The following is a 25,105-nucleotide window of genomic DNA, read 5'->3' on the forward strand; positions in this document are numbered from 1 at the left end:
CCCTCGTCAAACCCGATGATTTCCATCAGGCTTTACGGGCAGATAGCAGCCCCCCGCCCCTGCCGCAACCCTGCGACAGCACGATGGGTCCAAAACGACACGCGCCCGTCGCGAAAGGCCAAGCCCGCGCGAACTGGCCTGCGACGATGGCACAAACACCGGACCCAACCCATGCGCCTGATCATCTCGTTTGCCTCGCTGTTTCTGTCGGTTGCGCTGCTTCAGCTCAGCTCGGGCGGGGTTGGACCGCTGGACGCCCTGTCCGGTCTGGCGCTTGATTTCACCAAAGCGCAGGTGGGCCTGTTGGGCTCATCCCATTTCATCGGCTTTTTCATTGGCTGCTGGTGGGCACCGCGCCTGATGGGCAATGTCGGCCATTCGCGCGCCTTCGCGGTGTTCACGGCAATGGGCGCGATTGGGCTTTTGGCGCATATGCTGTGGATCAACCCGACCGCCTGGGCGGTGATGCGGATCGCGTCGGGGCTATGCGTGGCCGGGTGCTACACGGTGATCGAAGCCTGGATGAACGCCCGCGCCACCAATGAGACGCGGGGCCGGGTGATGGGCAGCTACCGGATCGTGGATCTGGGCGGATCGCTGGTGGCTCAGCTGATGATCGGCGTGTTGGAGCCCGCGCATTACGTGTCCTACAACATCCTGGCGATCCTGTGCTGCGCTGCGATCCTGCCACTGGCAATGACCCGCGCCAGCCAGCCCGAAACCCCGGACGCGCCGCGCCTGCGCCCCGGTTTGGCCTGGACACGCTCACCGCTGGCGGTGGCGGGGGTGATCGTTGCCGGTCTGACCTCGGCCGCGTTCCGCATGGTCGGGCCGATTTATGGCCAGGAGGTCGGGCTGGAGCCCGGGCAGCTGGCCTGGTTTCTGGCCAGTTTCGTGTTGGGCGGGGCGCTGGCGCAATATCCGATCGGCTGGCTCGCGGACAAATACGACCGGCGCTGGGTGCTGATCTGGCTGTCGGTGGCGGCGATGGGCAGCTGCGCGATCACCGTGTTGGGCGCGGGGTTGGGCGTCACCGGCATCCTGCTCACCGCCGGTCTGTTCGGCTTCACCACCTTCCCGGTCTTTTCCGTCGCCACTGCCCACGCCCACGACTTTGCCGACACCCGCGAACGGGTCGAGCTGTCGGCGGCGCTGATGTTCTTTTATGCCTGTGGGGCGATTGCGTCACCTCTTCTGACGTCGTCGCTGATCGGCGCATATGGACCGCCCGCGCTGTTTGCCTTCATCGCGCTGGGACATGCCGGGCTGATCGTCTTCAGCGTCACCCGAACCCGTGCGCGGCCAACGGTCGAGGCGCGCACACCTTACGTCTATGCCCCGCGCACATCCTTCGTGGTGGGGCGGCTGTTCGGGCGCGCGCGCGACCGCAAGGAGTGACCTCTGGCCTTGCGCAAATCCATGACGTATACGGCCCCAAACAGCGTTGGGACCTGACATGAACCGCATCCTCATCACTTCGGCCATTCCGTATATCAACGGGATCAAGCACCTGGGCAACCTGGTGGGCTCGCAATTGCCCGCCGACCTTTACGCCCGCTACAACCGTGGTCGTGGGCGCGAGGTCATGTTCATCTGCGCCACCGACGAACACGGCACGCCCGCCGAACTGGCCGCCGCCAAAGCGGGCCAGCCGGTCGATGAATTCTGTGCCGAAATGCACGGTGTGCAGGCCGAGATCGCGCGCGGTTTCCGGCTGTCCTTTGACCATTTCGGGCGCTCGTCGTCGGCGCGCAACCAAGCGCTGACACAGCATTTCGCAGGCAAGCTGGCCGAAAACGGTCTGATCGAGGAAGTGGTGGAACAGCAGGTCTATTCCCACGCCGATGGCCGGTTCCTGCCCGACCGCTACATCGAGGGCACCTGCCCCAACTGCGGCTATGACAAGGCGCGCGGCGACCAGTGTGAAAACTGCACCAAGCAGCTGGACCCAACCGACCTGATTGATGCACGCAGCGCCGTGTCGGGATCGACCGACCTTGAGGTGCGCGAGACCAAGCACCTGTACCTGCGCCAGTCCGCGATGAAAGACAAGCTGGACGCCTGGATCAGCGCGAAGGCGGATTGGCCGGTGCTGACCACCTCGATCGCCAAGAAATGGCTCCATGATGGCGACGGGCTGCAGGACCGGGGCATCACCCGCGACCTGGACTGGGGCGTGCCGGTGAAGAAGGGCGATCAGGATTGGCCCGGCATGGAGGGCAAGGTTTTCTATGTCTGGTTCGACGCGCCGATCGAATACATCGCCGCCACCGCCGAATGGGCCGATGCCAATGGCAAGGCCGACGCCGATTGGCAGCGCTGGTGGCGCACTGACATGGGCGCGGACGATGTCAAATACGTGCAGTTCATGGGCAAGGACAACGTGCCGTTCCACACGCTCAGCTTCCCCGCCACGATCATGGGATCGAATGAGCCCTGGAAGCTGGTCGACTACATCAAAAGCTTCAACTACCTGAACTATGACGGTGGCCAGTTTTCGACCAGCCAAGGACGCGGCGTGTTCATGGACCAGGCGCTTGAGATCCTGCCGGCGGATTACTGGCGCTGGTGGCTTCTGTCCCACGCGCCGGAAAACTCGGACAGTGAATTCACCTGGGAGAACTTCCAGCAAAGCGTGAACAAGGACCTGGCCGACGTGCTGGGCAACTTCGTCAGCCGCGTCACCAAATTCTGCCGCTCGAAATTTGGTGAGGCCGTGCCGGATGGCGCCTATGGCGACAGCGAGGTCGCGCTGATCGACGAGCTGACCCCCCGCATCCGGGCATATGAAGGCCACATGGAGGCGATGGACGTGCGCAAAGCGGCAAATGAGCTGCGCGCGATCTGGGTGGCGGGCAACGAATACTTGCAAAGTGCAGCCCCCTGGTCGGTGTTCAAGGAAAACCCGGAGCGTGCAGCGGGCATGATCCGGCTGAGCCTGAACCTGATCCGGCTTTACGCCGTGTTGTCGGCCCCCTTCATCCCCGATGCGGCAGCCACACTGATCACGGCGATGAACACGGACGACGCCTGGCCAGATGACGTTTCGGCGGCGATGGATGTTTTGAAACCGGGCCACGCCTTCACCGTGCCGGACAACCTGTTCTCCAAGATCGCGGATGAAGAGCGTGAAGGCTGGCAGGCGCGGTTCTCGGGCGTGCGCGACTAACCTCACTCATTCTGGCCAATCCTCGACCGATCTGACCCGAACGGTGCCCTTGCGCGGGGTGCGGTCGGCTGCGCCCTGCCCTTCCCCCCTGATCGGCCAGTTTTGGCCGAAACCAACCTGTTCTGGCCCACCAGGGCACAGGTCAACGACACGACCCTCACCCAGCGGTAGAATCGGTCAGGACCGGACAGAAACAAGAAAGAGGACAGAGCGCAGACATCGGGAGGACACCCCATGGAACACAAAAAAATCCACGCGATTTTCGGACCGAAACAGGTTGTTGTCGCCGCGTTGGTCGGGCTTCTGGCCAGCACTGCGGCAAGTCCTGCCTTGTCCGACATCACCCGGTCCTGTCATGCCGATTTACAAGTGACCGTGAACGGCCCCGGAAACGACCTGAGCTATGACTACAATGCTCAGGTTCACGCCCAGAACCGCCTGTATGCGAACCGTGCCCGCGAAACCGCGCGGCGCAACATCATCACCTGCTTCCAGACCCATTGGGACATGCGCATGACCGACATGTCGCCCGCCATGTGCCGACCCGAAGGCGGCATGCAGGGCTACCCGTTCCGTGCGCTCAGCCTGGACCTGAGCCGCGATATCTGCGCGGCCAATCCGGGGCGCGACAGTTTTGAGATCGACATTGCCGTGCAGATCACCGGCGAAAAGGGCTGTGAGTTGCCGAACGAATGGGCGCCGGTGCGCCTGGTCGACAATTACCGCATCTATTGCGCCACGCCTGACGATCCCGAGGTGCGCAACGGCTACAACCTGCCACGCCAAGACCTGCGCTGGTATGAGGTGCCCGGACAACCTTGGCAGATCTGCGAACGCGACTGCGCGAACGAAGATCGTTGTCAGGCTTGGACCTATAAATACGCCAATGGCAACGACCCGGCGCTGTGCTTCTTCAAAGACGGCGTTCCGGATTGGCACCGCGATGAACGCTTCATTTCGGGGATCAAGGGCGAGGTGCTGCACTGAGCCCTGCGGCCCGACGTGAACGTGATCCCCGGCCCGGCTCAGGAATTTGGGCCATTTGGCCTTGGGGGAACGGCCCGTTGAAAGGAGGACACCATGACACATACTCCCATTTCGAAAAGAGCCTCTGCGCTCATCACCGGCCTGTTGGCGGGGATGCTGTCGCTGCCCGCTTTCGGGCCCGCGCTGGCGGACTACACCCGCCAATGCAACGCAGAACTGTTGGTGGCGCCCCAGAATGCCAGCCAGACCTATGTGACCTATGATTTCACGGTGCGCAAAACCGTTGATCTTTACGCCCAGGTCAATCAGGCCCGGCGGGAGGCGCGGAGCCGGATAATCCAGTGCCTGACCGACCATTTTGACGAGGCCGAGGTCGAAGGTCGGCCTCGGGCTTGCATGAACCTGGAAAGCGTTGAGGTGGTGAACTACCCGTTCACCACCCTGCACGCCGATCTGACCGACGCCCTGTGCGCCGCCAACCCCGACGAAGACAGCCTGCTGGTGCGGGCTGACCTCTACCTGACCGGTAACGAGGGTTGCGTGGCAAGCGGAAGTCGTGAACACGTTGAAATCACGCAAAATTACCCAATCGATTGCACCACGCCCATCGGCGACGGAGGGATGGACGAGGCGGTCGAGGACGAGCCCACGATCGGCGACGCCGGCGATTGGGAGTGCGTCGGCGAAGGTTGCGACGGCACCACCGAGGAAGACCCCGAGCCCGAAGAGGACACGTCGCCCGCCACCGCGACCTATGTCCCGCTGCCCAGCGTGCGCCTGCCCGGCAACGACCTTTACCTGCTTGAGCTGGACGCGCCGAACTGGATGCTGTGCCGTCAGGCCTGCACCGAGGACACGCGCTGCGGTGCCTGGACATATCGCAAGCCCAACGACCGGTCAGGCCCAATTTGTCTGCTCAAGTCCCGCGCGGGCATTCCGATCCCCGACGGCTGCTGCCGCTCTGGCATCAAACGCTAAGGGGTCTTTCCCGCCCGGCCCTGGCGTCGTAGAACGGCAAAGGCAACCGGGCGGGAGGGATATAATGGGTCTGTTTTCCAGTGAAGAGCTGAGCCAGGCGGCGGGGCTTGTGCATCGCCACATGGCCCCCACGCCCCAAATCTCTTGGCCGCAATTGTCCGCCGCCACCGGGGCCGATGTGATCGTGAAGCATGAAAACCATGCCCCGACTGGCGCCTTCAAGGTGCGTGGCGGCGTGACCTTCATCGATTGGATGAGCCGAACCCACCCCGAGGCGCGCGGTATCATCACCGCAACGCGCGGCAACCACGGCCAAAGCCAGGCCCGAGCCGCCACCGCCGCCGGGCTAGAGGCCAAAGTCTATGTGCCGCGTGGCAATTCGGTGGAGAAGAACGCGGCGATGCGCGCCTATGGCGCCGACGTGGTCGAGTTTGGCGCGGATTTCGACGAAGCGCGGCTGGAAGCCATGCGGATCGCCGAAGCGGGTGATTATCTGCCCGTGCCGCCGTTTCACACCGAGCTTGTGCGCGGCGTCGCGACCTATGGCTTTGAGCTGTTCTCGGCCCATCCTGATCTGGACACGGTCTATGTGCCGATCGGCTGCGGTTCAGGTATCTGCGGCGTGATTTCAGCGCGCGACGCGCTGGGGTTGGAGTGTGAGGTCGTGGGCGTGGTCGCCACAGGGGCCGCGGGCGCGAAGCTTTCGCTTGAGGCCGGGCATCTGGTCGAGACTAACACTGCCACCACCTTTGCTGATGGCATGGCTGTGCGGGTGCCGGTTCAGACCGCATTTGACATCTATTCGCGCGGCGCGGCGCGGATCGTCGCGGTCGATGACGGTGAAATCGCCGACGCGATCCGGCTGTATTTCAGCGCGACTCACAACGCCGCTGAGGGGGCCGGGGCAGCCCCTCTGGCCGCATTGATGCAAGAGCGAGACCGCCAGAAGGGTCGCAAGGTCGGACTGATCCTGTCGGGGGGAAATATCGATTCTGACTGGTTCGCAACCGTGCTGAATGGCGCAATTCCCGCACTTTGAGGCCACCAGACCTGCCAAAAAGCCCGGTTTCCCCTACCAGATGTGCCAATTCCAATTGAAAAGCCGCAAAAACGGCGTATCTTAACCGCAGGATAACAAAATCCCGCTAATTTGACGGGGTGTCATGGGCATCAAAGGTCGAAACAAAAAAGTGACCGTCGCGAGAAGCAAACACAGGCCACTCAGGCTGGCAGTAACCGACAAACGCGCGGTGCGCACTCAGTTTGGCGTCCTGTGCTACCGCATTCGGGATGGCAAGGTTGAAGTCTTGCTGATCACCACGCGCGGGCGCGGGCGTTGGATCATTCCCAAGGGCTGGCCGATGGATGGGGAAACCCCGGCGGGTGCGGCGGCGACCGAAGCCTGGGAAGAGGCTGGCGTCACCGGCAAGCTGAGCCACGATCTTCTGGGTTTTTACGCATATCAGAAAGGGCGCGGTCGGGACCGGATGCCCTGCATGGTCGCGGTGTTCCCGCTCAGGGTCAAGAAACTGGCCAAGAACTATCCCGAGGCCGGACAGCGCCGTCGCAAATGGGTCAGTCTGAAAAAGGCGGTCAACATGGTCCGCGAGCCTGAGCTGAGAAAGCTGATCAAAGGCTTCGACCCGCGCACGATCCGCTGACCGCTTGCACAGCCCGCGTGGTCGGCTGCATACTGACACCACTCCACAACGGACGGACCCACAATGATCCGCTATGCGCTGAAATGTGATCAGGACCACAGTTTTGAAAGCTGGTTCCAGGATGCCCAGGCCTTTGATGACCTGAAGGCCGCAGGTCACGTAACCTGTCCGTCTTGCGGTTCGGCATCCGTCGAAAAATCCCTGATGGCCCCGCGCGTGCGCCCGGCGCGGACCGCGGCCAAGGTCCCCGATGCGCCGGCGCCCGGCGCCCCAGCGCTCCCAGCCACAACCGACAACGAACGCGCGATTGCCGAGATGAAGGCCAAGGTCGAGGCCGAGAGCGACTATGTCGGCATGCAATTTGCCAGGGAAGCGCGCGCGATGCACCTGGGAGACAGCCCCGAGCGCGCAATCTATGGCGAGGCAAAGCCGGAAGAGGCGAAACAGCTGATCGAGGACGGGGTGCCGGTGCTGCCCCTACCCTTCACCCCCAGTCGCAAGACCAATTGAAAATCGGAGCCCTGCCATGACCATTCTCATCACCGGGGCGAACCGGGGCATCGGACGCGCCTTGTTCGACGGATATTCAACCACAGGCGACGCGGTGATCGGCACCACGCGCGCCGCGGCGCCCGAGGACGGGCTGTGGGAAACGCTGGATGTGGCCGCGCCGGGCAGCCAAGCGGCGCTGGCCGGACGATTGGGCGGGCAACCCTTGGATCTGCTGGTGTGCAACGCGGGGATCTACCCCGACAAGGGGCATGATCTTGCGGCTGGATACCCGGCCGACATGTGGGCCGAGGCCTTCGCCACCAATGTTACGGGCGTCTTTCTGACCATTCAAAGCCTTTTGCCAAACCTGCGCGCGGCCAAAGGCAAAATCGCGATCATCTCGTCAATGATGGCCAGCCAGGAATTGGCGCCGGGCGGCAGCTATATCTATCGCGCGTCGAAGGCTGCGGTGCTGAACCTGGGCCGCAACTTGGCGCAGGACCTGAAGGGCGACGGTATCGCGGTCGGAATCTATCACCCCGGCTGGGTGCGCACCGACATGGGCGGGGACGCGGCCCAGATCGACGTGGATGAGGCGCGCGACGGGCTGATGGCCCGCTTTGCCGCCCTGTCGATGGGATCCACCGGGTGTTTCGAAACCTGGGACGGCAAGGTCCATCCGTTCTGACCCGAACAGCCCGCGACACCCGTGCGCCCATAGGCTCTTGCCCTTTTCCCTGCCTCTGCGTAAGACACGCGCGAGCAATGAAAAACGGGGATGACAGGCACCAATGCCTATTCTTGTGATGAAATTCGGCGGCACATCGGTCGCCACGCTGGACCGGATCCACCGCGCCTCGAAACGCGTGGCCCGTGAGGTGGCCAACGGCTTTGACGTGATCGTCATCGTCTCGGCCATGTCGGGCAAGACGAACGAGCTGGTGGGCTGGGTCGATGAAACCTCGCCGATGTATGACGCACGCGAATATGACGCCGTGGTGTCGTCGGGGGAAAACGTGACTGCGGGGCTGATGTCTCTGCGCCTGCAGGAAATGGACATCCCCGCCCGCAGCTGGCAAGGCTGGCAGGTGCCGGTGCAGACCACATCGGTGCATTCCGCCGCGCGGATCGAAGACATCCCGCCCGCCAATATCATGGCGAAGTTCGGTGAAGGCATGAAAGTGGCCGTGGTCGCAGGGTTTCAGGGCGTCAGCCCCGAAGGTCGGATCACAACGCTGGGCCGGGGTGGGTCTGACACGACAGCCGTGGCCTTTGCCGCATCATTCGGGGCCGAGCGCTGCGACATCTACACGGATGTGGACGGGGTCTATACCACCGACCCGCGCCTGACCGACAAGGCCCGCAAGCTGGACCGCATCGCGTTCGAGGAAATGCTGGAGTTGGCCAGCCTGGGTGCGAAAGTGCTACAGACACGCTCGGTCGAGCTGGCGATGCGCTACAAGGTGAAGCTGCGGGTGCTCTCCAGCTTCGAAGAATATGACCCCAATGCAGGCACGCTTGTCTGTGACGAGGAGGATATCGTGGAACAGAACGTGGTTTCCGGCGTCGCCTATCAGCGCGACGAAGCAAAGATGACTTTGATCAGCGTGGCGGACCGCCCCGGCATCGCCTCGGCCATTTTCGGACCGCTGTCCGAGGCTGGCGTGAACGTCGACATGATCGTGCAGAACATTTCCGAAGACGGTCGCACCGACATGACCTTCTCCTGCCCCGTCGATCAGGTGGCACGCGCGCAGAAGGCGATGGAAGACGCGAAAACTGCGGGTGACATCAACTTCCATGATCTGCTGGCCGACACGGATGTGGCAAAGGTTTCGGTGGTTGGAATCGGCATGCGCAGCCACACAGGCATCGCCGCAAAGATGTTCGACGTGCTGTCGCGCGAAGGCATCAACATCAAGGTGATCACCACCTCCGAGATCAAGATCTCGGTGCTGATCGACCGAAAATACATGGAGTTGGCCGTCCAGGCGCTCCATGATGCGTTTGAATTGGATACGGCGGGCTAAACGCAGGCGCAGCGATGAACGAAAAAACTGGCGCTTCATTTCGCTGTTTTCCTGCGCCGCGTGAAACTCGGCGTCTGGTTTGTGGGACCAAGCGGACATTCGCGCTGCGCATTTGAATGCCCGCTTGACGCAGACTATTTCATCCCTGCCAATTGAATTCAACGCTGGCCATCCCACTGATTGCTTGAGATGCCAAAAGCGGAAACACTGCGACATCTTCCTTCGTGACAGGCCGTGCGAATGTGCCATCGTAAAGGAAAGTATGCCCCGTTTCCCGGCTTTTTTCAAAGCGGCTGGTCAGACCATGACGTAGGGAACCCGCGTCTCCAGCGCGACCAATGATCAACCGAAGGAATTGTAAGATGTCCCGTCGCATCCGACGCTGCTGACGAAAAGGCATTGTGGCGGGTTTGAATGCGCGGCAGCAGCTTGCAGATCTGACTCTGCCGCTTTTCCATGATCACCACACCTTAGACATTACCAAGGCAACCGACGAAGTCATCGGCCTGATCAATGACGCTGCGGACATCTGATGCAGATGTGACGCTCACCGTCACGACCTGCCTATACATGGTTTTAGCCGCCAAGCTAAAAAACCGGGTGTTTCCCTGCGAAAGAATTGGCACGCGGGCGCACAGCGCCTAGAATGGCGGGGATTGGATCACGAAGGACGGGACCGAATGGCGGACAGCCAACAAAGCGACAGCCGCAAGCTGCTGGTCAGCCTGCGTGAAACGCTTGCTGCGGCCTCGGCCGGGCAAGAGCGGTTGGACCGCATCACCACGCTGATCGCCGAAAGCATGGGGGCCGAGGTCTGCTCGATTTACCTGTTTCGCGATGAACAGACGTTGGAGCTGTGCGCGACCGAAGGCCTGAAGGCCGAGGCCGTGCATGAAACCCGCCTGCGCGTGGGCGAAGGTCTGGTGGGCCGGGTCGCAAAACGGGCCAAGCCGATCAACACTCATGATGCGCCCTCTGAACGCGGTTTCCGCTACATGCCAGAAACGGGCGAGGAGATTTACACTTCCTTCCTGGGTGTGCCGATCCAGCGGCTGGGGGAAACCCTGGGCGTTTTGGTGGTGCAGTCGAAAGACGCGCGCGACTATACGTCGGACGAGGTCTACGGCCTTGAGGTCGTGGCTATGGTCATCGCCGAGATGACCGAGCTGGGCGCGTTCGTCGGCGAAGGCGCGGCCCTGGCCGCCCTGCACCAGCGCCCGGTCACCTTCAAGGGGGGCGTGGGTCAGGAAGGCGCAGCGGAAGGCCAGGTTTGGCTGCATGAACCCCGCGTGGTTGTCACCAACCCGGTCGCGGACGACCCGCAGGAAGAAACCCTGCGCCTGCAAGAGGCGGTGGAAACCCTGCGCGTGTCGGTTGATGAACTTCTGGCCACCGCGCAAAGCGCCGACAAGGACCAGATGCAGGTGCTCGAAGCCTACCGTATGTTCGCCAATTCCAAGGGTTGGATGCGGCGGATGGAAGAAGACATATCGCGCGGTCTCTCCGCCGAAGCTGCTGTAGAAAAAGAACAATCCGCCGCCCGAACCCGGATGGCACAGGTGCCGGATGCTTACCTGCGTGAACGGCTGCATGACCTGGACGACCTGTCCAACCGCCTGTTGCGCATTCTGACAGGACAGGGCGGGGAAACCGGCGCTGAAATGCCCGATCACCCGATCCTGGTTGCCACCAACATCGGCCCCGGCGAGCTTCTGGAATACGGCCGTTCGCTGCGCGGCATCGTGCTTGAGGAAGGCTCGATCGCGAGCCATGCGGCCATTGTCGCGCGGGCGCTAGCGATCCCGCTGATCGTGCATGCCGGACGTGTCGCGACTGAGGCCTTGAACGGCGACCACATCCTTGTCGACGGCGAACACGGCATCGTGCACCTGCGCCCCGAGGAAACCATCATCGGCGCGTTTCGCGACAAGATGGCGATGGAGGCCGCGCAGCAGGAGCGCTACGTCTCGCTGCGCGACAAACCCGCAATGGGGTTGTGTGGCACCGAGGTGTCGCTGCACATGAACGCGGGCCTGATGGCGGACCTGCCGTCGCTTGAGGGCTCGGGGGCCGCCGGCGTCGGGCTGTTTCGCACCGAGCTTCAGTTCCTGACCGTCAGTCGCGTGCCGCGGCGGGGTGAATTGGCGGCGCTGTATTCGCGCGTGCTGGACGCGGCCAAGGGCAAGCGCGTGGTGTTTCGCACGCTCGATATCGGCTCGGACAAGGTGCTGCCTTACATGAACCCGCTGGACGAACCCAACCCCGCATTGGGGTGGCGGGCGATCCGGGTCGGGCTGGACAAGCCCGGCGTCATGCGCATGCAATTGCAGGCGCTGATCCGCGCGGCCGCCGGGCGCAAGCTGTCGGTCATGTTCCCTTTTATCGCGCAATTGCAAGAGTTTACCGACGCGCGCGAAATCCTGTTGGCCGAGGTCGAGCGTGAACGGCGGCTGGGCCATGTCCTGCCCGAGGATCTTGAGATCGGTGCTATGCTGGAGACCCCGTCGATGGTGTTCGCACCCCAACAGTTTTTCGAGATGGCGGATTTCATTTCGATCGGCGGCAATGACCTCAAACAGTTCTTCTATGCCGCTGACCGGGAAAACGAACGCGTGCGCCGGCGCTATGACACGCTGAACGTGAGCTTTCTGAACCTGATCGAGGAAATCGTAACCCGTTGCGCTGCAGCCCGAACGCCGCTCAGTTTCTGTGGCGAGGATGCCGGGCGACCAATCGAGGCGGTCTGTTTCGCGGCCCTTGGCATGCGCCACCTGTCGATGCGCCCTGCCTCGGTCGGGCCGGTGAAGCACCTGATCCGGCGCACCGATGTCGACGCCCTGAAAGAGGTGATCGACGAGGCCCGCCTATCCGGCGCGCAATCCGTGCGCCCCGCAGTGTTGGAATGGATGACCCGCAAGGGTAAAAGTTCAACTTGATCCGGTTTCATTAAGGGTATTTTTGCACTTCGCGCCGACGCTGGGTGAAACAGCGACGGAGGCGAAACATGCAACTTTGTGTCATCCTACTGGGCCTTTTGGCCGGCTCATTTGGCGCGCTTGCGGCCTTCGGATCGACCCAGACGATGTGGCTGGCTGTTCTCAGTTATGTGGTTATGTCGATGGGCGCGCTGGTCTTTGCTGGCGCGATCTGGGCGATGGCCCCGATGGCCCGCGCGGTGCGCGCCAAACAGCACAGGCCGTCACCCCGGGGTGGACCGCGTCACCTTCCCTGACACACCAGACCAGGCGCCCGGCATCAGATCGAGCCCCAGAACCCGGTCGGGGTTCGTGGGTGGCGGCATGAGAACCCCATCGCGGCGGGAAAACCCGAACCGGCCATAGTAAGGCGCATCTCCGACCAGAAGCACGCGGGACCAGCCCTGCGGGGCCGCGCGCTCCAAAGCATCGCGGATCAGCAGCCCACCCAACCCTTCGCCCTGGCGGGTCGGGTGCACCGCGACCGGGCCAAGCAACAGGGTCCGGGCCCCGCCGACCATCACCGGCCAGAACCGGATTGCACCACCAAGGATGCCAGCTGGATCGCGGGCGACCAGCGACAGGCCCGCAACCGGGTCGATGCCGTCGCGCAGGCGATAGGACGACAGCGCCTCGCGTCCCGGTGCAAAGCACAGGTCATAGAGTGCTTCGACCTCCCACCAATCGTCCGGTTGTTCCGTTTCGAGGCTATACACCCCTGCCCTCGCGTGTTTTTCTGACTTTCACCCGCCCTAGCACGGGGCGCGAAAGGGGCAAAGGAAAAGCCATGTTTTATGAGCCGAAAAACGGGCACGGCCTGCCACACAACCCGTTCAACGCCCTCATTGCCCCGCGCCCGATCGCATGGATTTCAACCCGGGACTCGGAGGGCCACGACAATCTGGCGCCCTATTCCTTTTTCAACGGCGTGGCCTATGAACCGCCGCAGGTGATGTTCGCCACCACCGGTGGCAAGGCGGACCGCGCCCTTGGCAAGGACACGCTGGACAACATCCGCGACACCGGCGTGTTCTGCGTGCATGTGGTCGAAGAGGCCGCGACCGAGGCGATGAACACAAGCGCGGGTAGCTATGCCCGCGATGTCGATGAATTTTCCCGCGCTGGGCTTGACCGGGTCGACTGTGACATGATCGCCTGTTCGCGCATCATGAACGCCCCGGCTGCGCTGGAATGCCGCCTGACCCAAATCACGCAATTGCCCGGCGCCGCCAACCACGTTTGTTTCGGCGAAGTGGTGGGCATTCACCTGCGCGACGATTGCCTGGTCGAGGGCAAGTTCGACGTGACCACCTTCCGCCCGCTCGCGCGACTTGGCTACCGCGACTATGCGGTGGTGCGCGATGCTTTCACTTTGAAACGGCCGGGCGAATAGATAGGCTCATCCCACAAACAGGGAGGGTGACATGATCAAAGCGGCTTGAGGTTCCATTCAACGCTTTACCCCGAAAAGGAGGGATCATGCCCTTTGCCCTGCCCGACGCAGGCTGCGTCACCCCTGTCATCCTGCCCGATGGCACGCCCCATGCGGGCACCGTGTTTCTGAAGAACGTGATCGACCATCCCCAGATCGAGGTGGGGGAGTTCACCTATGCCTCGGTCTTCGATCCGCCTGCGCCGGACGGTTGGGCCGCGATGCTGGCGCCGTATCTGTTTCCAATGTCGAAAGAGCGGTTGGTGATTGGCCGGTTCTGCCAGATTGCGCTTGGCGTGCGGTTCATCACCGCCTCGGCGAACCACGCCTTTGACGGGCTGACCAGCTTCCCGTTCTCGACCTTTGCCTTGCAGAGCGAGACGCCCGAACAGCCGGACCAGCGCCACACGATCGTGGGCCACGATGTCTGGATCGGCTATGGCGCGATGATTTGCCCGGGTGCGCGTATCGGTAACGGCGTGATCGTCGGTGCAGGCGCTGTGGTTCGGGGCATTGTGCCGGACTATGCCGTCGTCACCGGAAACCCGGCGCAGGTGGCGCGGATGCGGTTTGCCCCGGACCAGATCGCGCGTCTGAACCACCTGGCCTGGTGGCACTGGCCAGTCGACCGCATCGCTGCCGCCCGCCCCGCACTTGAGGCAGGCGACCTTGATGCACTGGAGGCGCTGGCGTCCTAGTCCGCGCCTAGTGCCCGCCCAGAATGCCCGTGCGCACGGAATAATCCACGGCGACCTCGTAATCGGGGTCGTCGTCGCTGTCGACCATCAGGTGGCCCGCTTTGGTCAGCAGGTCATGGCAGTCGCGGCTGAGGTGGCGCAGCTGAATCTTCTTGCCCGCCGCTTCATACTTCAGCGCCACCGCTTCGATGGCTTGCAGGGCGGATTGGTCTACCACGCGGCTGTCAGCAAATTCGATCACCACGGTGCCAGGGTCATCGGACACGGTGAACAGCTCCACGAAGCCTTCGGCGGACCCGAAGAACAGCGGCCCTTCGATGCGATAGATCTTGGTGTCCTCACCCGCCAGGTAGCTTTCGGCATGGATGCGCGAGGCGTTGTTCCAGGCATAGGCCAGGGCCGAGACGATCACGCCGACGACCACGGCAACTGCAAGGTCTTCGTAAACCGTGACGGCGGTGACCAGCACGATGACAAAGGCGTCGGTGCGCGGCACCCGGCGCAGGATTTTCAGCGAGTTCCAGGCGAAGGTGCCGATCACGACCATGAACATCACGCCCACCAGAGCAGCCAGCGGGATGCGTTCAATCAAGGGCGAGGCGACAACGATGAAGGCGAGAAGGAACAGCGCGGCAGCGATGCCCGCGATCCGGGTGCGGCCGCCTGATTTCACGTTGATCATCGACTGACCAATCATGGCGCAACCGCCCATGCCGCCGAAAAATCCTGTGACTACATTTGACGTGCCCTGGGCGATGCATTCCTGCGAGGCGCCGCCACGCTGGCCGGTCATTTCGCCGACCAGGTTCAGGGTCAGAAGGCTTTCGATCAACCCGATCGCCGCCAGGATCACCGCATAAGGCAGGATGATCCACAGCGTTTCCAGCGTGAACGGGGCCAGCAGCGCCGGCGCGTAAATGCCCTCCCCATTGCCGAAAGGCACGTGGAAGGCGGGAAACCCACCGCTGATCGACGCCATGTCGCCCACGGTCGGGACATTGATGCCAAAGGCAATCACGATGGCGGCAACAATGCCAATGCCCGCCAGCGGCGCCGGGATCAGCTTGGTCACTTTTGGCGTGCCCCAGATGATCAGCATGGTCAGGCCGACAAGGCCCAGCATGGCCACCAGCGGCATACCGGTCAGCCATTCCCCGCCCGAAGCGCCGTGCCCCGAGGCCTCGACCGAACCGGGAACCTTGAACTGCGTCATCTGCGCCAGGAAAATCACGATCGCCAGACCGTTCACGAAGCCCAGCATCACCGGATGTGGCACCAGCCGGATGAACTTGCCCCAATGCATGATGCCCGCGAAAATCTGCAAGATGCCCATCAGGATGACGGTGGCGAACAGGTATTCCACGCCATGGTCGGCCACAAGAGCCACCATGACCACCGCCAGCGCGCCCGTCGCGCCGGAAATCATACCCGGACGCCCGCCGATCAGCGCCGTGATCAACCCCACCATGAAGGCAGCATAAAGCCCGACCAGCGGGTGCACACCTGCAACGAAAGCAAAGGCCACCGCTTCGGGCACCAGCGCCAGAGCGACGGTCAGACCGGACAGAATTTCGATCCGGATCCGGCCTGCATTCAGCGGCTCACCCTGGCTCAGACGCAGGTCGGGTTTCTGAATACGGGAGGCATAGGAGGCCAGAAGGGCTCGGGGCAAGGGATCACCTATCTTGTGGGAGTGGTCGCGTGGATTTGAACCGCGTTTAGCGCTAAAATCCCGATGCGTCCAGCAGGTAGGCACGGCGTGCGCCCTCACGGGGAATTCAGTTGAAATCCCGGCACAGCTTTGCGACCAGTAAACTTGGCAAATCGGAGACAGACATGGATACGATGATCGGTGTGATCGGCGGCTCAGGCCTTTATGAAATCGACGGGCTGGAACAAGCGCAATGGGTCACGGTGAACACGCCCTGGGGGGCGCCGTCGGATGCGATCCTGACCGGGGTGCTGGGCGGTGTGAAAATGGCGTTCCTGCCGCGTCACGGTCGCGGCCATGTGCATTCGCCCTCCACCGTGCCCTACCGCGCCAATATCGATGCGCTCAAGCGGCTGGGCGTGACCGATGTGATCAGCGTCTCAGCCTGCGGGTCGTTCCGAGAAGATATGGCGCCGGGCGATTTTGTCATTGTGGATCAATTCATTGACCGCACCTTCGCGCGTGAGAAAAGCTTTTTCGGCACCGGTTGCGTGGCGCATGTCTCGGTGGCCCATCCGACCTGCCCGCGCTTGGGCGACGCCTGTCACGAGGCCGCGAAAGACGCGGGCATCACTGTGCACATGGGCGGCACCTATCTGGCGATGGAGGGCCCGCAGTTCAGCTCGGTCGCCGAAAGCCGGATGTACCGCGAAAGCTGGAAGGCGGACGTGATCGGCATGACCAACATGCCCGAGGCAAAATTGGCCCGCGAGGCCGAGCTGGATTACGCCAGCGTGGCGATGATCACCGATTATGACAGCTGGCACCCCGAGCACGGCACGGTGGATATCTCGGATATCATCGCGACGCTGACCGGCAATGCCGACAAGGGCCGCGCGCTGGTCAGCCGCCTGCCTGCGTTGCTCGGTGCCGACCGCGCGCCCTGCCCGCATCATTGCGATCGGGCGCTTGACTACGCGATCCTGACCGCCCCCGACGCGCGCGATCCCGCGCTTGTGGCCAAGCTGGATGCGGTGGCCGGGCGCGTGCTGAGCTGACTCAAGTCAAGGACGGTGCGTGAAATCGTGCTAGACTGCATCCGACCCTGCCCGTTGGCAGGCAAGGAGTGAGCCATGTCCGACACCCAAGACAGATTGCGTCAGATCGTTTCAGATCCGACCCTGAGCCCGGCGCAGAAACGCGGATACCTGGCCGTCGAGGCCGAGAACATGCTGCCTTATCCGGCGCTGGACGCCGATGTGGTCGAGGCGCTTGAGGCGCGGCTGATCTGCGACATGTACGAAGGCCACGCCCCCTATCGCCCGCGCTATGTCCTGCCCGATTACGCAGTGGTGCTGCGCGACGGCAGCAGCTGGTTGGAGCTGGAGGCGCCGCGTGATCTGGACGAGGCGATTTCGACCTTGCAGATCGCTTACCATCACGTGCCGTCGATCACCGGGATGCCGGTGTTCCTGGGCGATCTCGACGCACTTCTCCTGCCTTTTTGTGAGGGCGTGACTGACGATGATTTGTACAAGAAAATCAAACTGTTCTGGCGCTACCTTGATCGGGTTTTGCCGGATGCCTTCATGCATGCCAACATCGGCCCCAGCGACAATCGCGTGGCGCGCGCCATCCTGCGGGTGGACGCCGAACTGGGTCAGATCGCGCCCAATCTTACGTTCAAATATGACCCGGAGGTCAGCACGCCTGACATCTTGCGGCTGGCCACGGCGAATATCGCCAAATGCTCGAAACCGCAAATCGCGAACCACCCCGTTCACGCGGCGACTTTCGACGATCGCGGCTATGGCATCGTCAGCTGTTACAACGCGCTGCCGCTGTGTGGCGGGTCTTCGACCCTGACCCGGATCAACTTGAAGAAGGTGGCGGAAAGCGCTGAAAACGAACAAGACTTCTTTGATCGCGCCCTGCCATGTGCGATTGACCTCAACTTCCGCCTGACCCAGGCGCGGATTGATCATCTGTATGAGAAATCGGGCTTCTTCCAGTCGTTCCTGGCGCAGGAGGGTTGGATCAACCCCGACCGCTTCACCGCCATGTATGGCATCTTTGCGATGGCCGAGGCGGTGAACCTGTTGCAGGACCAGGCGGGCCGCGCCGGGCGATATGGCTTTGACGACGCGGCCAATGCGCTGGGACACCGGATCTCGAAACATTTGGCTGATGCTGTCGCCGCCCGTCCCATGCGCCATGTCTGGCAGGGTCGGGCCATGCTGCATTCCCAGGCTGGCCTGTCCAACGACGTGGACGCCACACCGGGCGTGCGCATCCCTTATGGGACCGAACCCGACCCGGTCAGCCATGTGCGCGCACTGGCCCCGCATCACGCCTTTTACGGGTCCGGGATCAGCGAAATCCTGACCATTGATGAAACCGTGAAACAGAACCCCGAGGCGCTGTTCCAGCTGTGCAAAGGCGCCTTTGCCGAAGGGTTCCGCGAGTTTACCGCAAACGTCGCCTCAAACGACCTCGTGCGGGTCACGGGGTACATGGTACGCCTGTCGGATATTGAGAAATTCCGCGCCTGCGAAGGGTCGCGCATAAACACGACCGCCTTGGGGGCCGAGGCCGCCGAGGTGACCGGCATCCTTGATCGCAAACCCCGTGTGGTGGCCCATGAGCAATCCGCAGGCTACGGTCAATAAGCTTCTCACCTGGTCTAGCGTTGATGGGCCGGGCAATCGGTTGGTCCTGTTCCTGCAGGGCTGCAATTTCGCCTGCGCAGCCTGCCACAATCCCTATACGATCGGGGTCTGCAACGATTGCGGCGATTGCCTGCCGGTGTGTGAGCCGCGCGCACTGACGATGCAGGGCGGGCGGGTGAAATTCGACGCGGACCTATGCACCCAATGCGACAAATGCACCGACATCTGCCCGATCAGCGCCAGCCCGATGGTGCGGCGGATGAGCGTGGATCAGGTCATCGCCACGATCCGAGACCACGCCCATTTCCTGACTGGGATCACCGTATCGGGCGGCGAAGCGACGATGCAGCTTAAATTCCTGACCGCGCTGTTTGCTGCAATGGGCGAGGATCCGGCGTTGTCAAACCTGACGCGATTTGTGGACACCAACGGCCATTTGGGTGCGAAGGGATGGGCGCGGTTGATGCCGGTGATGGACGGCGCGATGCTGGACATCAAGGCACTGGACCCGGCGCTGCACCGCGACCTGACCGGGCAAGAACTGGACAAGACCCTGCGCGCGGCCCGGCTGCTGAAAGACGCGGGCAAGCTTTTTGAACTGCGCTATCTTCTGGTCCCCGGTGTCACCGACAAACCCGATCAGATCACCACGCTGATCGATTTTACCCGCAGTCTGGGTGGGCAGACCCGCATCCGGCTGAACGCCTTTCAACACCACGGCGTGCGCGGCCACGCCTTGGATTGGCCGCCGATGCAGCGTGCCGGGGTCGAGGCCGTGGCCGACCGCCTCCGCGCGGCTGACACCGGCGAGGTCGCGACCCCTGCCCTCTATCTCTAACGCCCCCCTTGCGCGGCCGCATGGGATCGGCCAAACCGATATGGAACACAAAAAGGAGCGCCCGATGAACAATCGCAAAGAAGTCAGGGATTACATCCGCACCATCGTGGATTTCCCGCACGAAGGCATCCTGTTTCGTGACGTGACCACGTTGTTCGCCGACCCGCGCGGGTTGCGCATGGCGATTGACCAGCTGCTGCACCCCTATGCGGGCATGCAGATCGACAAGGTCGTGGGGCTTGAGGCGCGCGGTTTCATTCTGGGCGGCGCGATTGCACACCAGCTGACGCTGGGCTTCGTGCCGATCCGTAAAAAGGGCAAACTGCCCGGTGCAACGCTCAGCCAGGCCTATACGCTGGAATACGGCGAGGCGGTGATGGAAATCCACGACGACGCGATCCAGCCGGGGGAAAAGATCCTGGTGGTCGATGACCTTCTGGCCACCGGCGGCACCGCCGAGGCAGGCATCAAGCTGATCGAGCGTCTGGGCGGCGAAATCGTCGGCTGCGCCTTCGTTGTCGACCTGCCGGAGCTGGGCGGGCGGGAAAAGCTGGAAGAGATGGGCATGGACGTGCATGTTCTGTGCGAATTCGACGGGTTGTGAACCGGCTGTTAACTCTCCACGGCTAGTCTTTCCTTGCCTGCTGGGAGCAGGCGCTGCTTGTGCACCGTGTAAACCACTGTGTGACGCCCTGCCTTCACCCGAGGCAGGGCGTTTTCTTTAACCACAGCATTGAAAGAACACGGGCAGCGGAGCACGCAAACCCCACCGCCGGACGCCAAATCAATCAAACAAGCGTGGCGCAGCCACACCTTTGGATCAGGTCAGGTCCGCAGCACGGCCCCCGGGTTCATGATGCCCTGCGGGTCCAGCGCCGCCTTGATCGCCCGCATCGCTGCAAGCTTCGCAGGGTCCGCAAACCGCTCCAGATCGCCCGCTTTCAACCGCCCCACGCCATGCTCGGCGCTGAACGATCCGTCATAATCCTGCACAAGGTCATAGACCGCCGACGCGACCTGCGCGCGCGCGTCCGGGAAATCGGTGGGCTTAGCCCCCTTCGGTGGGAAGATGTTGTAGTGCAGATTGCCATCGCCCAGATGCCCGAAGGCATTCACCCGATAGGGACCCAACCCGGCGACCAGATCTCCGGCCCGGATCAGGAACTCCGGAATGACACTCAGCGGCAGAGAGATGTCATGCGACGAGATCGCGCCAAGGCGCCGGTTCGCCTCGGGGATTTCCTCGCGCATCCGCCACAGGCCTGCGCGTTGCGCGTCACTTTGGGCGATCACCCCGTCATGGGCCAGACCTGCACCCAAGGCGGCGGTGAAAAGCCCCTCAAGCTCGGCGTCCGCGTCATGCCCCTGCCCCAGCCCCAATTCGACCAGCACCGCCCAGTCGGGCAGGTCCGGGAACGGCGCGCGGGCCGGGCAGCCGGTTTCCGCCAGAAATCCCATCCCCGCGCCCGAGATCAGCTCGAATGCCGACACCGCCTGGCCCAGACGCGCGTGTGCCAGCGCCAAAAGAGCCAGCGCGGCCTCGGGGTTCGGCACGACCAAAAGCGCCGTGCCAACCGACATGGGCCGGGGGAACAGTTTCAGCGATGCGGCGGTGATCACGCCCAGCGTGCCCTCGGCGCCGCACAGAAGATGGCGCAGATCATAGCCGGTATTGTCCTTGCGCAGTCGTTTCAGCCCGTGCCAGATCGACCCGTCGGGCAGGACCGCCTCAAGCCCCAGGCACAGATCCCGCGCATTGCCATAGCGCAGCACGTTCACCCCGCCGGCATTGGTCGACAACACGCCGCCCACCCGGCAGGACCCTTCCGAGGCAAGCGACAGGGGAAACAGCCGTTTGGCGTCTTCGGCGGCGGTCTGAACCTCGGACAGAACCGCGCCGGCCTCGGCGACAAACGCGTTTTCCTGCGGATACACCGCGCGGATTTTCTTCATCCGTTCAAGCGACAGGATTACCGGCGCGGGGCCGTCGGGCATGACCTGCCCGCCGACCAGCCCGGTTCCGCCGCCATAGGGCACGATGCCAACCCGGGCCGCAGCACAGGCACGCACCACCTGCGCGACCTCCTCGGTCGATCCAGGCGCAATCAAAAGCCCATCCTGGCCGTGAAACAGCCCGCGCGGTTCTTCTAGATAGGCTGGGGTCAGCGCGCGAAAAGCCGCTTCGGGCAGCTGACTGCGTAGGCTTGTTTCAAAGGCTCTGTTTGCGGGGTTCAGGTCGGGCATGGCCTGAAATCGCATGTCGTTTGGCCCAAGGCAAGGCCGGGGATCATCCCGCCTGCGTGCGCCCGCGCCGGTCGGCGCGCAGGTTGGCGTAAAGCACGTGGTTGCGCCAGCGCCCGTTGATCTGAAGATAGGATTGCGCGACGCCTTCGTATTTATAGCCGACCTTTTCCAAAAGCCCGCGCGACGGCGCGTTTTCCGGCAGGCAGCCCGCTTCAAGCCGGCTGAGGTCCAGCTCGGTGAAAGCGTAGTGCACCAGCGCCTCCAGCGCCTCACGCATGTAGCCCCCGCGCGCATAGGCTTCGCCGACCCAATAGCCCGTCGTGCCCGCCTGGGCCGGGCCGCGGCGGATGTTATCCAGCGTGAGCGCGCCCAGAAGCACTTGATCGGCACGGCGGATCAGGAACAGCGGCAAGGCCGATCCCGAAGCCACCGAGCGATTGGCCCAATAGACCCGGTTGGTAAAACTCTTGCGCGTCAGGTGGTCTGCCGACCAGGCCGGTTCCCAGGGCGACAGGAAATCGCGACTGGCGTTGCGCAGCGCGGCCCAGGCGCGGTAATCGCCGTGGATCGGCGGGCGCAGGGTCAGCCGTTCGGTCTCGATCCGAACCTTCTTCGTGCGCCCCAGCATCAGCCGGCAAGCCGGTCGCGGATTGCGTCAAGATGCGGCGCGCGGTCTGCCGGACCATAGACCGCCATCGCCGCTTTGCCCGGCATGATCAGGTTGGCGGCGAAATCACACACGGCATCGACCGTGACCGCGTCGATCTTGGCCACGGTTTCAGCCAGCGGTGGCACCCGGTTCCAAATCGCCACCAGCCGTGCCAGCCGTTCGGCGCGCGACGAGGGGCTTTCCAGCCCCATCAGAAGTCCCGCTTTCATTTGCACCCGCGCACGCGCCACTTCGGGCTCGCTCATGTCCTCGGTCGCCCGGCGCAGTTCGGCCACGGTGATGTCGGCCAAATCGCCGATCTGTTCGGCCGAGGTGCCGGCATAGATCGTCGTCATTCCGGTATCGGAATAGGCGCCGGTCTGGGCAAAAATGGAATAGCACAGCCCGCGCTTTTCCCGCACTTCCTGAAACAGCCGCGAGGACATGCCACCGCCAAGCGCATTGCCATAAACCTGCGCAACATAGATGTCGTCATCGCGGTAGCTGGGGCTTTCCAGACCCAGGGTGAAATGCACCTGCTCCAGCCCGTTGCGAATTTCGCGCCGTTCGCCACTGGCAAAGCCCGCGGGCAGGACTTTCGCATCCGTGCCGCGCGTCAGCCCGCCAAAGGCGACTTCGGCCAGGCGCATGATCTCATCGTGGTCCACCGCGCCGGCGGCAGCCAGGATCATTCGTTCGGGGCCATAGTGGCTTTGCACAAAACCCGCCAGATCGTCGCGGGAAAAGCCTTTCACACGCGCCTCCGGCCCCAAAATGGTGCGGCCCATCGGCTGGTCGGGGAACGCGGCCTCTTGCAGCCAGTCGAACACCACGTCGTCGGGCGTATCCAGCGCCTGACCGATTTCCTGCAAGATCACGCCGCGCTCGATCTCGATCTCGGCGGGGTCGAACACCGGGTTCAGCACGATGTCGGAAATCACGTCCAGGGCCAGCGCCACATCGGCACGCAACACACGGGCGTAATAGGCGGTAACTTCGCGTGACGTATACGCGTTGATATAGCCGCCCACGTCCTCGATCGCCTCGGCAATCTCCAGCGCCGAGCGCCGCGTGGTGCCCTTGAAGGCCATGTGCTCAAGGAAATGCGCGATGCCGTTTTGAGCTTCGGTTTCGTGGCGGCCCCCGGCCGTTACCCAGATCCCGATCGAGGCGCTTTCCAGCCCCTCCATCGGTTCCGTGACCACGCGAAATCCGTTGGGCAGGGTGTCAAATTGAACGCTCACTGTCCGGTCCGCTCCCGGATCAACGCCTCAAGCGCGGTCAGATCGTTGGCGACGCGGGTCACACGTTCGTCGCGCTCAAACAGATCGGCCATATGCGGCGGCAACGGGGCGTCCTGCCCGCTTGCGCGTTTTACCGCGTTGGGGAATTTCGCCGGATGCGCGGTGGCAAGCGTGATCATCGGGCTTTCGTCCAGATGTTCCTCGGCCACCTTCACGCCCACGGCGGAATGCGGGCACAGAACTTCGCCGGTGCGCAGGAAGGTCGCTTTGATCGAGGCCATCGTTTCCTCCTCCGATGCGCGCCCGCTGTCGAATTGTTCGCGCAGCCAGTCGATGGCCCCCTGGCTGATTGTGAAACCACCCTGCGCCAGATCCTCCATCTGCCCGGCCACTGCCGCGCCGTCCTGGCCATAGGCATAAAACAGCGCGCGTTCGAAATTCGAGCTGACCTGAATGTCCATCGACGGCGAAATGGACGGCGCCACATCGCCCTTGGTATAGGCGCCGGTTTCCATCGTGCGATGCAGAATGTCGTTTTGGTTGGTGGCAATCACCAGCCGGTCGATCGGCAGGCCCATCTGCTTGGCGATGAAGCCCGCGAAGATGTCGCCAAAATTGCCGGTGGGCACGGTGAAGCTGACCTTGCGGTGCGGCGCACCAAGCGCCACCGCCGAGGTGAAGTAGTATACCACCTGCGCCAGCACCCGCGCCCAGTTGATCGAATTCACGCCCGCAAGTTTCACACCGTCGCGAAAGTCGAAATCGTTGAACATGTCCTTCAGGCGCGCCTGGCAATCGTCGAAATCACCATCCATCGCCAGCGCATGCACGTTGGCCTCGCCGGGTGTGGTCATCTGGCGGCGCTGCACGTCGCTGACGCGGCCATGCGGGAACAGGATGAACACATCCACCGCGTCCAGCCCCCGGAACGCCTCGATCGCCGCCGAGCCGGTATCGCCCGAGGTCGCACCCACAATGGTCACCTTTTCCCCACGCTTGGTCAAAGCGGCCTCGAACAGCTGACCGATCAGCTGCATCGCGAAGTCCTTGAAGGCCAGCGTCGGGCCGTGGAACAGCTCCAACAGGAAATGGTTCGGACCCAACTGCACCAGCGGGGCGCGGGCGGCGTGGTCGAACTTTTTATAGGCCTTTTTGATTATCTTGCGGAATTCCTTGTCGGTGAAGCTGTCCCCCACGAAAGGGCGCATCACGCGAAAGGCGACGTCCTCGTAGGGCAGCCCGGCCAGGTCCGCCATATCCGAGAACGACATTGTCGGAATACGCTCGGGCACGTAAAGCCCACCATCGCGTGCAAGCCCGGTCAGCATCGCCTCTTCAAAGCTCAGAACAGGGGCTTTTCCGCGGGTCGAGATGTAACGCATGTCGTT

The 25,105-nt window shown here is 63.0% G+C and carries 23 protein-coding genes; 17 read left to right on the forward strand and 6 right to left on the reverse strand.

Annotated elements, in window-relative coordinates; all coding sequences use genetic code 11:
• Nucleotides 1–171: 171 nt before the first annotated feature.
• The 11 genes from MN188_RS05755 to MN188_RS05805 all read left to right on the forward strand — a co-directional run bounded on the left by MN188_RS05755 (nucleotide 172) and on the right by MN188_RS05805 (nucleotide 12,549).
• A complete protein-coding gene (locus MN188_RS05755; RefSeq protein WP_242106631.1) occupies nucleotides 172–1,398 on the forward strand; it encodes an MFS transporter in 1,227 nt (408 codons plus the stop codon).
• A gap of 58 nt (nucleotides 1,399–1,456) precedes the next feature.
• Nucleotides 1,457–3,169 carry a methionine--tRNA ligase gene (gene metG / locus MN188_RS05760; protein WP_242106632.1) on the forward strand — a complete coding sequence of 571 codons (1,713 nt, stop codon included), beginning with the start codon at nucleotides 1,457–1,459 and terminating at the stop codon, nucleotides 3,167–3,169.
• 234 nt (nucleotides 3,170–3,403) lie between these two features.
• Nucleotides 3,404–4,156, forward strand: a complete 753-nt coding sequence (locus MN188_RS05765; protein ID WP_242106633.1) for a PAN domain-containing protein — start codon at nucleotides 3,404–3,406, stop codon at nucleotides 4,154–4,156.
• 93 nt (nucleotides 4,157–4,249) lie between these two features.
• Entirely contained in the window at nucleotides 4,250–5,134 is an 885-nt protein-coding gene (locus MN188_RS05770; protein ID WP_242106634.1) for a PAN domain-containing protein, read from the forward strand.
• A 64-nt stretch (nucleotides 5,135–5,198) separates the two neighbouring features.
• Nucleotides 5,199–6,173: a threonine dehydratase gene (locus MN188_RS05775; RefSeq protein ID WP_242106635.1), complete on the forward strand. Its 975-nt coding sequence runs from the start codon at nucleotides 5,199–5,201 to the stop codon at nucleotides 6,171–6,173.
• A 211-nt stretch (nucleotides 6,174–6,384) separates the two neighbouring features.
• Nucleotides 6,385–6,795: an NUDIX hydrolase gene (locus tag MN188_RS05780; protein ID WP_242106636.1), complete on the forward strand. Its 411-nt coding sequence runs from the start codon at nucleotides 6,385–6,387 to the stop codon at nucleotides 6,793–6,795.
• A gap of 63 nt (nucleotides 6,796–6,858) precedes the next feature.
• Nucleotides 6,859–7,305 carry a DUF1178 family protein gene (locus MN188_RS05785; RefSeq protein ID WP_242106637.1) on the forward strand — a complete coding sequence of 149 codons (447 nt, stop codon included), beginning with the start codon at nucleotides 6,859–6,861 and terminating at the stop codon, nucleotides 7,303–7,305.
• A 16-nt stretch (nucleotides 7,306–7,321) separates the two neighbouring features.
• Entirely contained in the window at nucleotides 7,322–7,975 is a 654-nt protein-coding gene (locus MN188_RS05790) for an SDR family NAD(P)-dependent oxidoreductase (protein WP_242106638.1), read from the forward strand.
• 103 nt (nucleotides 7,976–8,078) lie between these two features.
• Entirely contained in the window at nucleotides 8,079–9,317 is a 1,239-nt protein-coding gene (locus MN188_RS05795; protein WP_242106639.1) for an aspartate kinase, read from the forward strand.
• Between the two features lie 680 nt (nucleotides 9,318–9,997).
• Nucleotides 9,998–12,253 (forward strand): phosphoenolpyruvate--protein phosphotransferase, encoded by a 2,256-nt coding sequence (ptsP, locus tag MN188_RS05800; protein WP_242106640.1) that lies wholly within the window; start codon nucleotides 9,998–10,000, stop codon nucleotides 12,251–12,253.
• A 68-nt stretch (nucleotides 12,254–12,321) separates the two neighbouring features.
• Entirely contained in the window at nucleotides 12,322–12,549 is a 228-nt protein-coding gene (locus MN188_RS05805) for a hypothetical protein (protein WP_242106641.1), read from the forward strand.
• On the opposite strand, the gene MN188_RS05810 is transcribed toward MN188_RS05805, so the two are convergent.
• Entirely contained in the window at nucleotides 12,517–13,008 is a 492-nt protein-coding gene (locus MN188_RS05810) for a GNAT family N-acetyltransferase (protein WP_242106642.1), read from the reverse strand. The genes MN188_RS05805 and MN188_RS05810 overlap by 33 nt on opposite strands.
• Nucleotides 13,009–13,079: 71 nt before the next feature.
• On the opposite strand from MN188_RS05810, the gene MN188_RS05815 reads away from it, so the two are divergent.
• Together MN188_RS05815 and MN188_RS05820 are read left to right on the forward strand one after the other, a co-directional pair.
• A complete protein-coding gene (locus MN188_RS05815) occupies nucleotides 13,080–13,685 on the forward strand; it encodes a flavin reductase family protein (protein ID WP_242106643.1) in 606 nt (201 codons plus the stop codon).
• Nucleotides 13,686–13,771: 86 nt separating this feature from the next.
• Entirely contained in the window at nucleotides 13,772–14,422 is a 651-nt protein-coding gene (locus MN188_RS05820; RefSeq protein ID WP_242106644.1) for a CatB-related O-acetyltransferase, read from the forward strand.
• A 7-nt stretch (nucleotides 14,423–14,429) separates the two neighbouring features.
• On the opposite strand, the gene MN188_RS05825 is transcribed toward MN188_RS05820, so the two are convergent.
• Nucleotides 14,430–16,094: a SulP family inorganic anion transporter gene (locus MN188_RS05825; protein WP_242106645.1), complete on the reverse strand. Its 1,665-nt coding sequence runs from the start codon at nucleotides 16,092–16,094 to the stop codon at nucleotides 14,430–14,432.
• A 164-nt stretch (nucleotides 16,095–16,258) separates the two neighbouring features.
• On the opposite strand from MN188_RS05825, the gene MN188_RS05830 reads away from it, so the two are divergent.
• The 4 genes from MN188_RS05830 (at nucleotide 16,259) to MN188_RS05845 (ending at nucleotide 20,184) form a co-directional block, all read left to right on the forward strand.
• The gene (locus MN188_RS05830) at nucleotides 16,259–17,131 is read left to right on the forward strand and encodes an S-methyl-5'-thioadenosine phosphorylase (RefSeq protein ID WP_242106646.1); all 873 of its coding nucleotides are present in this window, start codon (nucleotides 16,259–16,261) and stop codon (nucleotides 17,129–17,131) included.
• 75 nt (nucleotides 17,132–17,206) lie between these two features.
• Nucleotides 17,207–18,742, forward strand: coding sequence for a YjjI family glycine radical enzyme (locus MN188_RS05835; RefSeq protein WP_242106647.1), 1,536 nt, complete (start codon nucleotides 17,207–17,209; stop codon nucleotides 18,740–18,742).
• Nucleotides 18,714–19,580: a YjjW family glycine radical enzyme activase gene (locus MN188_RS05840; RefSeq protein ID WP_242106648.1), complete on the forward strand. Its 867-nt coding sequence runs from the start codon at nucleotides 18,714–18,716 to the stop codon at nucleotides 19,578–19,580. Before MN188_RS05835 ends, MN188_RS05840 begins: the two co-directional genes overlap by 29 nt.
• Nucleotides 19,581–19,644: 64 nt before the next feature.
• Entirely contained in the window at nucleotides 19,645–20,184 is a 540-nt protein-coding gene (locus MN188_RS05845; RefSeq protein WP_242106649.1) for an adenine phosphoribosyltransferase, read from the forward strand.
• 221 nt (nucleotides 20,185–20,405) lie between these two features.
• On the opposite strand, the gene MN188_RS05850 is transcribed toward MN188_RS05845, so the two are convergent.
• Genes MN188_RS05850 through thrC form a run of 4 tightly spaced genes read right to left on the reverse strand, consistent with a single transcriptional unit; the run spans nucleotide 20,406 to nucleotide 25,099 of the window.
• Entirely contained in the window at nucleotides 20,406–21,824 is a 1,419-nt protein-coding gene (locus MN188_RS05850; RefSeq protein WP_242106650.1) for an FAD-binding oxidoreductase, read from the reverse strand.
• Between the two features lie 43 nt (nucleotides 21,825–21,867).
• Nucleotides 21,868–22,452: a GNAT family N-acetyltransferase gene (locus MN188_RS05855; RefSeq protein ID WP_242106651.1), complete on the reverse strand. Its 585-nt coding sequence runs from the start codon at nucleotides 22,450–22,452 to the stop codon at nucleotides 21,868–21,870.
• Complete coding sequence (locus tag MN188_RS05860; RefSeq protein WP_242106652.1) at nucleotides 22,452–23,717, reverse strand: M16 family metallopeptidase; 1,266 nt, start codon at nucleotides 23,715–23,717, stop codon at nucleotides 22,452–22,454. Before MN188_RS05860 ends, MN188_RS05855 begins: the two co-directional genes overlap by 1 nt.
• The gene (thrC, locus tag MN188_RS05865) at nucleotides 23,714–25,099 is read right to left on the reverse strand and encodes a threonine synthase (RefSeq protein ID WP_242106653.1); all 1,386 of its coding nucleotides are present in this window, start codon (nucleotides 25,097–25,099) and stop codon (nucleotides 23,714–23,716) included. The genes MN188_RS05860 and thrC overlap by 4 nt, the downstream gene beginning before the upstream one ends.
• Nucleotides 25,100–25,105: the final 6 nt, after the last annotated feature.

The sequence above is a fragment of the Aliiroseovarius subalbicans genome, assembly GCF_022678625.1.
Taxonomy (GTDB): domain Bacteria; phylum Pseudomonadota; class Alphaproteobacteria; order Rhodobacterales; family Rhodobacteraceae; genus Aliiroseovarius_A; species Aliiroseovarius_A subalbicans.